The 11298-nt window shown below is 43.6% G+C and carries 8 protein-coding genes and 1 tRNA gene; 3 read left to right on the top strand and 6 right to left on the bottom strand.

Features of this window, described 5'->3' with window-relative positions:
- Window positions 1-137 precede the first annotated feature (137 nt).
- On the bottom strand, window positions 138-1088 hold the full coding sequence (locus tag HMPREF3208_RS01900; RefSeq protein ID WP_064346970.1) for a hypothetical protein: 951 nt from the start codon (window positions 1086-1088) through the stop codon (window positions 138-140).
- A gap of 179 nt (window positions 1089-1267) precedes the next feature.
- Window positions 1268-1343, bottom strand: a tRNA-Asn gene (locus tag HMPREF3208_RS01895).
- A 495-nt stretch (window positions 1344-1838) separates the two neighbouring features.
- Between HMPREF3208_RS01895 and HMPREF3208_RS06980 the strand changes: the two genes are divergently transcribed.
- The gene (locus tag HMPREF3208_RS06980) at window positions 1839-2237 is read left to right on the top strand and encodes a M23 family metallopeptidase (RefSeq protein ID WP_032814068.1); all 399 of its coding nucleotides are present in this window, start codon (window positions 1839-1841) and stop codon (window positions 2235-2237) included.
- Window positions 2238-2414: 177 nt separating this feature from the next.
- Complete coding sequence (locus tag HMPREF3208_RS01885) at window positions 2415-4226, top strand: AMP-dependent synthetase/ligase (protein ID WP_064346968.1); 1812 nt, start codon at window positions 2415-2417, stop codon at window positions 4224-4226.
- 8 nt (window positions 4227-4234) lie between these two features.
- Here the strand turns inward: HMPREF3208_RS01885 and HMPREF3208_RS01880 are convergent, their stop codons facing one another.
- From HMPREF3208_RS01880 to HMPREF3208_RS01865, 4 genes are all read right to left on the bottom strand, one after another.
- Window positions 4235-5980, bottom strand: a complete 1746-nt coding sequence (locus tag HMPREF3208_RS01880; RefSeq protein WP_064346966.1) for a substrate-binding domain-containing protein — start codon at window positions 5978-5980, stop codon at window positions 4235-4237.
- Window positions 5981-6102: 122 nt separating this feature from the next.
- Window positions 6103-6909 carry a fructosamine kinase family protein gene (locus tag HMPREF3208_RS01875; protein WP_016636931.1) on the bottom strand — a complete coding sequence of 269 codons (807 nt, stop codon included), beginning with the start codon at window positions 6907-6909 and terminating at the stop codon, window positions 6103-6105.
- Window positions 6910-7010: 101 nt separating this feature from the next.
- On the bottom strand, window positions 7011-7454 hold the full coding sequence (locus HMPREF3208_RS01870) for a DUF2871 domain-containing protein (RefSeq protein ID WP_016636932.1): 444 nt from the start codon (window positions 7452-7454) through the stop codon (window positions 7011-7013).
- 83 nt (window positions 7455-7537) lie between these two features.
- Window positions 7538-7978: a hypothetical protein gene (locus HMPREF3208_RS01865; protein ID WP_064346964.1), complete on the bottom strand. Its 441-nt coding sequence runs from the start codon at window positions 7976-7978 to the stop codon at window positions 7538-7540.
- A 229-nt stretch (window positions 7979-8207) separates the two neighbouring features.
- Between HMPREF3208_RS01865 and leuS the strand changes: the two genes are divergently transcribed.
- Window positions 8208-11192 carry a leucine--tRNA ligase gene (gene leuS / locus HMPREF3208_RS01860; RefSeq protein WP_064346962.1) on the top strand — a complete coding sequence of 995 codons (2985 nt, stop codon included), beginning with the start codon at window positions 8208-8210 and terminating at the stop codon, window positions 11190-11192.
- The last annotated feature ends 106 nt before the right edge of the window (window positions 11193-11298 follow it).

Here is an 11298-nt window from a genome sequence, read left to right as displayed (position 1 = left end):
CTTAGCTTTACACCCTTTTTGGGAAATAACCCCCAATAGGGTATTGCTAATATGCAAAAGCTCTCGCAAGTATGTACCTGCGAGAGCTTTTTGCTTGAGCATTAATCGATACTACAGAAGAGTGTAAGGGTTACGATTTATTTACCTGTAATAATCTTCGTTACAGGTCCAACTCCGTCAACAAATGAATCGGAATTAGAGTTTCCTGGCTTAGAAGGATTGCTTGGCGGAGGAGTTTCTCCAGGCTTAGTAGGTTCACTTGGTGAAGGAGAATTTTTGTCGATAATATCTAGTGGATCCTGCTGACCTACTGACGGTTTAGATTCTCCCTGTTCGCCAGATTTTCCTTTCTTATCAGTGTTGTTAGTTTTATTGTCCGTATCGTTAGGTTTCTTGGCATCTGGTTTCTTGGCGTCAGGTTTCTTGGCATCTGGCTTCTTGGCGTCTGGCTTCTTGGCATCTGGCTTCTTGGCGTCAGGCTTCTTGCCTTTTCCTTCGCCTGGTTTTGCATTGCCCGGAGCGTTTTGTCGTCTTTGTGGAACAACGCTCGACTTACGAATTACGTTGTTAGTGGCTTGCTGAACCTCTTGTGTTTCTTCTTTTGTTTTTTCTTCTTCTTTGCTGGTATCTTTGTTGTTGTCCTTATCTTTATCTTTCTTTTTATTGAGCAAGGCGACAGACAAAGTTCGTACTTTTTCTGCTCTATTTAAGTACCAATCATATGAAGCTAGTGCTTGTGCACTTTGACTGCCAAGTTCTTCTGGAGAATTTGCTGTGCATGCTACATAATCTGGAACTTTTTCACTAATAACACGTGCAAGTTTTTTAGCATCAGAAGAGTTATCTTTAGTAAGACCCAATATTACTTTGTTGGCTATGAGCTGCTTCCATAAATTATTTGCTTGCATCACTTGTGCGACTTTAATCTCACACTGCTTGCGTGCTGCTTTGGTGCGCTCAGTTTGCTTTATATACCAGAATGTTCCCAAAGTGGTAAGTGCTAAAGCGAGTACAACAATGCCTACAACCAGAACAATAAGCTTCCGCTTTCTGTTCTGGTCAACATTAGCAAAGATACGTTGAATCATATGCTTCCTCTGTTTATCGATAATTACTCAATATTGTTATATGCTCAATACAACTGTTTATATAATACGCCAAAGTGTTTATGTTATCCATGCACAGGAGCATGGCAGACATAGCACGTTGAGTTACGCTACTATGCTAGCTTGTAACGCAAAAAGCCACTGGATAACCAGTGGCTTTATGGCTCCTGCGGCTGGGCTTGAACCAGCGACCATTCGATTAACAGTCGAACGCTCTGCCAACTGAGCTACGCAGGAATATCTTGTGCTTGACTGTGTGCCGCGCACAAGACATATATATTACACGGAATTTCTTAAGATGCAAATACGGCGTGTTTTGGCGTGTCGCGGTGAGTTGGTTGACACGTATGTTTTATCCACAATGCAATAAAATCCTATGTTTTTTGTACTTGACTTGGAACACTTATATCAAAGGTAAATTCCGTTAAATGGTGCATAGGAGTACGCATGCATATGTTCAATAATAAATATTCGCATGTTAGGATGGCAATGAAGCGGTGGTTACAACAGAGTAGCAAAAGGCGAAATACTTATGGACTATTCTGTCGTTTCTTTGCTAGTTTGGGAATTTTTGTAGCACTAGCTGTGCTACTTACTGCACTCTTGTCGCAATCTGAAGTGTTACGGCGCAATCAACAGTTGAGATATTATATTACAAAATCAGCAAGTGCATGTTGTTATAAGTGTGCTCTTGTTAAAAGTGCTTCTAGCGCAGATACTTGTCGTTCTGTTATGCAGTGGCCAGTAAAGCCTGCACGTATTGTGAAAGCATTTAGTCCACCGCCTAAACCTTGGTTAGCAGGGCATCGCGGTGTTGATTTAGCGGCAACAACTGGTACTGCTTTATTTGCGCCAGCAGATGGCGTTATTAGTTTTGCTGGAAAAGTTGCTGGAAAGTCAGTAGTGAGTATTCGACATGGTGAGTTGACTTCTACATTTGAGCCTGCAGTCACGAAGCTTACTGTTGGAGTAGGAGTAAAGAAAGGTCAGAAATTTGGGCATGTTGAAGGTGGTTCTGATCATTGTGGTAAACGATGTGTGCAATGGGGTTTAAAGAAGAAAAATCGTGTTTATGTAAATCCTGCTGCTCAAACAGTGCGCCGTCACATTGTTTTGAAGCCGGCAACCTGAATGGAACACAATATGAGTATGTTTTGTGCGCTGGAGAAAAAATCAAGTGAAACACGGAATGTTTGTAGAATAATGAATAAAATTTACGACAATCTTGTAGATATGAGCATAGGCTGATTATTGTGAATCGCGTATAGTAAAGATATACGATAATGCGGCAAACACAGAGGAGCGCATATGCAAGAGTACTCTCGTCCACTTGATGATGCTATCGATATTGATGTTAACGTGTTTTCTCTGTTAGAAAATCGTGTGGCGCGCAATGCTAACGGTTCCTTGGTTGAATATGTTGATAATAACGGTGTTTGGCAGTCGTACACGGCTCAAGATTTTCGAGATACAGTTATCGCTGTTGCTAAGGGTTTTATTGCGCGTGGAGTTATGCCAGGTGATGCTGTGTCGATTATTGCTCATACTTCATGGCAGTGGACTGTGCTTGATATGGCAATTATGTCTATTGGTGCGCTCGCAGTGCCTATTTATGAAACAAGCTCATCGTTGCAGATACAACATATTGTGCAAGATTCTCAAGTTGTTTCCATGTTTGTTGAGTCTTCTGACATGTTGCCGAAAATAGAGGCAGTGCAAGCTGAGTGCGATACGCTTCGCGATGTGCATGTTATGAATCGTGGTGCGCTTGATGCATGCATCGAGTATGGTAAAGCGGTCACTGATGCGGAATTTTACGAGCGCATGCATGCTGTTCGAGGTAGTGACATTGCCACAATTGTGTATACTTCAGGTTCAACTGGCGAGCCAAAGGGTATTGAACTTACACACAGTAATTTTGCTTTTATTGCTCAATCGGGTGTTATTTCTATGCCAGATATTGCTTTAAAAGGTAACCCTCGCTTGTTACTGTTTTTGCCATTAGCACACGTTTTTGCGAGGTTTATGCAATTATTCTGTTTTGCTGGAAATATTACGCTTGGTTTAACAAGTAATTTAAAAACAGTTCTTAACGATTTTCAAACTTTTAAGCCAACGTTTATTTTGGGTGTTCCGCGTATTTTTGAAAAAATTTACAATGCAGCTTCACAGAAAGCCGGTAGAGGCATGAAGGGCTTTATTTTTGCTTATGCTGCAAACGTTGCTCGTCAATGGTCGTACGCGCAACAATCTGAAGCAATGGTTCCGCCAATGTTAGCGCTGAGTCATGCAATATGTAAAAAGCTGGTATATAAGCCATTATTACAAGTTTTTGGTGGCGCTGTTTCATATGCTATTTCTGGCGGAGCTCCGCTCGATCTTTCGATTGCGCATTTCTTTAATGGGATTGGTTTACCGTTGCTTGAAGGTTACGGTATGACGGAAACATGTGCGCCTTCGATGGTGAATCCTACAACAGGTTATCGTATTGGTACTGTTGGTTTGCCGGTAAAAGGTGTGTCGGTGGCGATTGCCAATGATGGTGAATTATGTATTAAAAGCCCTGCAGTATGCAAAGGGTATCATAATAATCCTGAGCTTACTCGTCAACAAATTGTTAACGGGTGGTTGCATACGGGTGATTTTGGTTCCTTAGATGCCGACGGTTTTGTGCGTATTACCGGCAGAAAGAAAGATCTTATTATTACTGCTGGTGGTAAGAACTTATCGCCAAATGCTTTAGAGGCTTCTTTAATGTCTTCTCCAATTATTGCTCAAGCGGTAGTAATTGGAGACAGAAAGCCGTTTATTGCAGCTATTATTGCGCTTGATATAACAGAAGTAAATACTTGGCTTGCTTCTCGTGGCGCCTGCCAAGTGCGTTCGTTGCAGGAAGCTTCGCGCAATAGTATTGTGCGCGCAGAAGTTGAGCGTGCTGTTACTAGAGCTAATGCTTTGGTTTCGCGCGCTGAGTCTATTCGCAAGTTTGAAATCGTTTCGGATGAGTTTACGCAAGCAAACGGTTTAATTACGCCAAGCTTAAAAGCGCGTCGCCAAGCTGTTGCGGAGCGTTACCACGATCTTATTGAGCATGTGATATACGCTCCACGTAAACGGTAGGGAGATGCTTACAAACCCGCGTCAGCTAAGGAAATATAGCCTGGATCAATTAAACGAGCTTTTAAGTTTGTAGCGCTTACTGCCAGCAGTTGCTCGCGAACAGTAGGTACGCTAATTCCAGCTGCCAATGTTGTTGACGTTGTGGTGATTTTTGGTGCGAGCTTGCCAGTACGGTTAAGCGAATCGCATGTAGCGACAATATCGTGAACTATTTGCGCTCTGTGCTCAATAGTTGTCATCCACTGTTTGCCGTTTACAATATTCGGCATAATATTCTTGTACGCGCCGTAACCAGTTATTGCTGGCCATTTTTTCGCTTGTGCTGCATCATACTCTTTAGGTTGCTGTTGCTCTTGCACATCTTTTGCCATGTGATCCTGAGTGCTGCGTGGAGCAGGAACTGGTCGTTTAATAAGATTACGTTTACCAATAAAACTACCTATAACATCCGGCAGTGTAAATGACGGGTTGATATCTGCGGCACTACCTTCGTAGCCGAAATCTTGCAAAGCTTGCGCAGTTTGCCATGCAATCTGATCGTCGAGCGCAATAATGCCATCAACATGAAGTGGTGAAGGTGTTAGTAAATGCGTGTTGCGTGTAATGCGATTCTTTAATTCTGTTTTTACTGCGTCTGCAGCATCAGCATCAAAAGCTACGTTAACCCAATCTTTTTCTGTGCTATGAGCGTGTAATTTTCCAGACGTGCTTCGCAATACGCCAGAAGCAAAATATGGTCGTAACACTTTCCAAATTCCAGCGAATGCTTGTTGTGCGAAATCATCTTTGAGATTTGCTGTGTCGCTGCCTGTAGTATCCGACATGTTATCAGCATCCAAAGGTGCTTGGTCATTGTTTTCACTCATATTGTTAGCGTGTGTATTGATATTCTTTTGGTTGTGGCATGGTAAAAGCACTTCAATATAGCGAGGATTTTCTCGTGTAGCGCGGTCAAGAGCAAGCTTTTGTACTAAAGTTGCTGCTTGTGTTTCTCCAATGCTGCTGGCATCAGAGAGGTGGAAAAGCACGTCAGGCTGAGAACCTTGAATATAGTGAGAAAGCATAACTACGTGTATGCCAGTTTTTTGAGCAAGACGAAGTGCTGAAGCTAAACGCTGTTCCGCTCGAAGCGTATGTTGATTGTCTTGTGATTGAGAATCTTGTGACTGCGTTGAGTCTGTTGGTGCTGCAACTTGTTGCGCTGTGTTTGCAGTAGGTGATGATACGTAATCGCCATAATTATTATTGCCATTTTTGTTAGCCCACGGAGCGATTACCAGTGTTGTTGCTTGCAGTCGCTTTTTTATAGTTGTATTTGTGGCTGTTGTGCTTGTGGTGTCAATCTTTTGTTTGCTACTATTGGTCTTTTTTGTGTTACCTGTAATCTTCTCTTGTTGTAAGTGTAGGGGTGTGAGCAAATTTACTACATAATCTTGCACGTCTTGACTTTGATCTTCAAGACTTGAAGAAGTTTTAGTAACAATAGCATTGTCAGTAAAACCTTTGCTTTTTAGGCTTTTTACTAATTCTGGAACTAGCTGATCCCACGTGCTTAATGGTTTGTGGCGTGTTAATGCTAATCCGTCAGCAGGTGTGAAAATAACAACATTGCCATGATGAATGCGCGCTGGACTTGTTGGTGTAGGAGTAGCTTGTGGCTTCGCACCACAAGAACTAGTAACAAGTAGCATCGAAACTAATGCTGTTAGCACAATAAAAGTGCGATGCCAAGCATGCTTGCGCAAACGAATCATAATAATAATGGCCTTTCGTAATGGTTACGATGAAGTCTATAGGTTAATTGCAGATTATTGTCGTATAAATTACGCTACTGTTTATTGACAGTAACGTATTGTTGCTACTTGCTGTTTGTTTGTTAACAGTGTAGCAAGTTTTGACACATATCGCGATATTCTTCTACGTATCCTCCACCAAAGAATACGCAATGACCAGCAATAGGGTACAGTTGCCAAACAGTCATGCGCTGCTCAAAACCTGATTTAAGTGGGTGCACAGATTGGTATCCGTCTATAATCTGCTTAAAGTAACTTATGCCAAATAAGTGCAGCATAGCTAAATCTTCTTCACGATGTCCACCGTGTGCAGCTGGATCTATAAGAACAGCTTCAGTATGCTTGCTGTCGTCACTTTTTGTCCACAAAACGTTTCCGCTCCACAAGTCTCCGTGAACTCGAGCAGGCTTATCTTCTGCAGCTTTTCCTAATAAATCAGGCAGTGCATCAATAACTTCGTTGGTAAGATCTAAATCGCTTTTAGTAAGCTCTCTGCGAGCAATCCCAAGCTCAACCATAGGGCGCAATCGTCCGTCCGCAAGGTAATCAATAACACTATGCCATGTGCCAGTCGGCATTGGAACCGGATCCGTAAGCGGACCAAAGTAGCAAGTGCCATCGTAATCTGCTGGAGCTTCTCCAAAATATTGTGCTCCATAATCGTGCATGTGGGCGAGTGCAGCGCCAAATTCAAATGCTGCTAACGGTGTAGGAGAAGTAGTGTTAATACGTTCGATATTGAGGTAATCATTTCCCCATTCAAATACTTTCGCTACGCGTGGGCCGCCATGTGCGTGAGCTTCTTGCATCCATTGCAAGCCTTTGCCTTCGCATTCAAAAAAACGATCTGGTGCGTATGATCTGCTTTTTGTGTACACATTATTATTCATAGCAACCTTCTTAACGTTGTAGCACGTGCGATATGAGTATTACACATGTTGGAGAGTTGCATGCGTAATAATTCGTGGGTAATTTATTGTTTGCAAAATCACTATTTTACTGAAGTCTGAGCACAATGAGTGATGCTGTGTTTAATTTGCAATAAAATGAGTACAATACTTACGCCAAGTAGGATGTGCCCGATTCCTGCTAAACCGGTGATGGCAAAATCTATAGACGGACTGAGATGGAGACGTAGCACTTGTGTAATGCCGCGAGTAACCATCATTACCGCTGTGAGGTTGAGTCCAATATGATACGTTATTAAGATTCGTGTAGTCTTTTCGTTACTAAAACTGAAGTTTTTCTCAACGAGTATGAGTAACAGAAAAACAACCATGCCCAGCATAAAGTAGTGTGTGTGAACTACGGCAAGCACAGTTTTTGCGTGGAAAGCGTTAAATTTTGTAAATTCACGATAAAAGACGCCGCCAATCATGGCGAGGACAGCATACAACAAAGACGTATTAATATAATGCTTCATAGCATGGTTCATAGTAACTTCCTTACATAGAGTGCGAGTTAAATATTCCTTGGAAATATTGCCGGTGTTGCAGGTGATGCAGGTATTTGTGAGCGCTATTGCATAGTATGAGTGTTTTGTAGTGCTGGGCATACAGCTTTAGCAAATTGATATCCAAAAAGCAGTCCTGCGCAAAATAGTGCAGCGCCTAATCCTGTGTAAAACACTGCAATAAACTGTTCGGGAGCTATATTGCTTGCGCGCAAAGCAATGCCGCCAGTCATCATAAAAGCCATAATGATAAAGGATTTTACGTCAAAGAATTTAAGGAAAAACTGTTTTTCTTCCTCATAATTGTGGATTCGTTGAGTATGTTTTTTAACAAGTTTGCCAAAAATGAGGAATTGAAATATCGCAAAAACTAGCAGTGACAAAGCGTAATTTATTGGTGATAGGTAGGATGGGTATGCAATGAATCCGATGCGAAGAATATTAAATCCTGCAGCGCTCCAAACTAAGCAAGCAATAAGTAGCAATGTATTTTTTGATACTTTCAAAGCGCATCCCCTTTAATATTTATAGTTTTAAGTAATTTTTATCTGATTTTTTAATATTTATTTACTAATAAACTGTAATCACTATTCTAACGACTTATTACATAAAATGAGTAGCATAACGTAATTTTGTGCACTTATTGGGAAAACTTACACAAAAGTGCATGTTTTCTTCATAAAACTTGTAAAAAGTGTTGCGTAATGACGATGTGAGACGCTATAGTCCTAGGGTATGAACGACAACGATCAACAGTATGCAACAGCTGACAACAAAGCTACTATTGCTGAGCCAGCTTTTCGTTACAATGCGCAGCTCGCACAAGATATCGAGCAGCGCTGGCAAAAAACCTGGGACGAGCAAGGCACGTTCTGGGCTGCTAATGTTAAGGGCGATTTGAAGGATGGCGAAGGCAAGCTTGCTGATGGTCGTCCTTCTTTCTTTGCAATGGACATGTTCCCATATCCTTCCGGTAAGGGCTTGCACGTTGGACATCCTCTTGGATACTTGGCAACGGATGTTGTAAGCCGTTACCATCGCATGAAGGGTGAGAATGTTCTTCACGCAATGGGTTACGACGCTTTTGGTTTGCCAGCAGAACAGTATGCTGTGCAAACTGGTCAGCATCCGCGCATTACTACTGAAGCAAATATTGCTAATATGCGCAGGCAATTGCACCGCATGGGCTTGAGCTTTGATGATCGTAGGTCTTTTGCAACGATTGACACAAATTATGTGCGTTGGACGCAATGGATTTTCTCGAAGCTTTATGATGCTTGGTACAACCCTGATTTTGTGCGCAAAGATGGCGGTAAAGGTTCTGCTCGTCCGATTGCTGAGTTAGTTGACGAATTTAAGAGCGGCAAGCGCGAAATTCCTGGTTTTGCAGGCAAAAAGTGGGAAGAGCTTAACAAGGTAGAGCAAGCGGATGTATTAAACGATTTCCGCATTGCTTATATTTCTAAATCTCCTGTAAATTGGTGCCCAGGATTGGGAACTGTGCTTGCAAACGAGGAAGTTACTGCAGAAGGTAAGTCTGAGCGCGGAAACTTCCCAGTATTCCAGCGCAACCTCCGCCAGTGGTCCATGCGAATTACCGCTTACGGACACCGCTTGGTAGAAGATTTGAACACTATTGATTGGCCTGAAAAAGTTAAGCTTATGCAGCGAAACTGGATTGGCGAATCTCACGGCGCTTCTGTGCATTTTGAAGTGCCATGTGCGGACGGCGAAACTCGCGATTTGGAAGTGTATACGACTCGTCCAGACACGCTTTTTGGTACTACTTTTGCGGTTGTTTCTGTGGATCACCCAATTCTTGAGCATGTGCCAGAAGCTTGGGGTGCAGACGTTCCGGAAAGCTGGAAGGGCGGCTACGCAAGCCTTAAAGAAGGCTTAGCAGAGTATCAAGCTCAAGCTCGCGCAAAAACTGCTAAAGATCGCACGGAAGATGCAGGAGCAAAAACCGGCTTGTTTACTGGTCTTTATGCAATTAATCCTGTAACTGGAGCAAAACTTCCACTCTTTACTGCAGACTACGTGCTTATGGGCTACGGTACGGGCGCAATTATGGCAGTTCCTGGCGGCGACCAGCGCGACTACGATTTCGCAAAGGCCTTCGGTTTGCCAGTAATCTACACTGTTGAGCCGCTTGCTGATTCTGGCGAAAAGTTGGCGGATTACGAAGGTGAAGCTCCATTCGTTTCTCACGACGGAATCGTTATTAATTCAGCAGTAGAGCATACGCATAAGCTTGGTGATGCGTTGTCTATTAACGGTTTGCGCGTGGACGAAGCTATTAAAAAGGTAACGACGTGGCTTGAAGCTGCAGGCGTAGGAAAAGGTAGGGTTTCTTACCGACTTCGCGACTGGCTGTTCTCTCGCCAGCGCTACTGGGGCGAGCCATTCCCAATCGTCTACGACGAGGATGGTGTCGCTCATTTAGTTCCAGATAGTGAGCTTCCAATTGCTTTGCCGGACGTTCCTGATTATCAGCCAAAGACTTACGCTCCAGACGACGCAAATTCGGAGCCTGAAGCACCATTGAGCCGAAACGATGATTGGGTAAAAGTTCAGCTCGACCTTGGCGACGGCGTAAAAACCTACTATCGCGATACCAACACTATGCCAAACTGGGCTGGTTCTTGCTGGTATTACATGCGCTACTTGGATCCAAACGACGCTGAGCATATGGTTGACAGCGACGAATATGACTACTGGATGGGCACGAACCGTCCCGGCAAAGAGCATGTTTCTGGCGGCGTTGACCTTTATGTTGGCGGTGTGGAGCACGCAGTTTTGCACTTGCTTTACTCGCGCTTCTGGCATAAGGCGCTTTACGATTTGGGTTACGTGGATTCTGCTGAACCATTCCACCGCCTGTTTAACCAGGGTATGATTCAGGCTTACGCTTACACGGATGAGCGCGGACAGTACGTTCCTGCTGATGAGGTTGAAGAAGGTGCTGCAAACGGCGCTGGCGAGCCAACCTTTACATGGCATGGCGAGAGCGTGAACCGCGAGTTCGGCAAAATGGGCAAGAGTCTAAAGAATATTGTGACTCCAGACTACATGTACGAAAACTATGGTGCAGACACGTTCCGCCTGTACGAAATGAGCATGGGGCCGCTTTCTGAGTCCCGTCCATGGAATACGCGTAATGTTGTTGGCGGCATGCGATTCTTGCAGCGCTTGTGGCGTAACGTTGTGAATGAAGAAACCGGAGCTTGTGTGGTCACAGACGACGCGCTCGACGAGAGGACGTTGAAGCTTCTTAACAACACAATTGCAGAAGTGACTGTGGAAATGGAAGCAATGCGTCCAAATACTGCAATCGCTAAGCTGATTGTGTTGAACAACCACTTAACTTCTCTTCCTCACGTGCCTCGCGCAGCTGTTGAGCCACTGGTGCTTATGTTGGCTCCAATTGCGCCTCATATTTGCGAAGAAATGTGGAGCAAGCTTGGGCATAACAAGTCTATTGCTCACGCAGATTGGCCTGTTGCAGATGCTCGCTACGTTGGTGAGGATACTGTTACTGCCGTTGTGCAAATCAAGGGCAAGGTTCGAGCAAAGCTTGAAGTTGATCCAAATATTGACGCTTCTGAGCTTGAAAAGCTTGCGCTAGAAGCTGTAGCTGATCGCTTGGGCGGTAAGGCTCCGCGCAAGGTGATTGTGAAGGCTCCTAAGATTGTGTCTATTGTGCCAGACGAAAGCTGAGTCAAGGTTAAAGTCGGCTTAATGAATGCTGTATTGCGCGATTTTTCGCGCTTTACAGCATTTTTTCGTTATTCTTGCGTATCGTCTATGAGTTTTGATTAATGTT

Origin of the sequence: Gardnerella vaginalis (genome assembly GCF_001546485.1) — a bacterium.
In the GTDB taxonomy this organism is placed as follows: Bacteria; Actinomycetota; Actinomycetes; order Actinomycetales; family Bifidobacteriaceae; genus Bifidobacterium; species Bifidobacterium vaginale_D.
Note: the sequence above shows the minus strand (reverse complement) of the source record. Positions and strands in the feature narration are given on the sequence as shown.

Coding starts and splice junctions, on each gene's coding strand:
- HMPREF3208_RS06980 (WP_032814068.1), top strand. CDS start 1,839: ATGCAGTGGCCAGTAAAGCCTGCACGTATTGTGAAAGCATTTAGTCCA.
- HMPREF3208_RS01875 (WP_016636931.1), bottom strand. CDS start 6,909: ATGAATAATAATGTGTACACAAAAAGCAGATCATACGCACCAGATCGT.
- HMPREF3208_RS01880 (WP_064346966.1), bottom strand. CDS start 5,980: ATGATTCGTTTGCGCAAGCATGCTTGGCATCGCACTTTTATTGTGCTA.
- HMPREF3208_RS01885 (WP_064346968.1), top strand. CDS start 2,415: ATGCAAGAGTACTCTCGTCCACTTGATGATGCTATCGATATTGATGTT.
- HMPREF3208_RS01900 (WP_064346970.1), bottom strand. CDS start 1,088: ATGATTCAACGTATCTTTGCTAATGTTGACCAGAACAGAAAGCGGAAG.
- HMPREF3208_RS01870 (WP_016636932.1), bottom strand. CDS start 7,454: ATGAACCATGCTATGAAGCATTATATTAATACGTCTTTGTTGTATGCT.
- leuS (WP_064346962.1), top strand. CDS start 8,208: ATGAACGACAACGATCAACAGTATGCAACAGCTGACAACAAAGCTACT.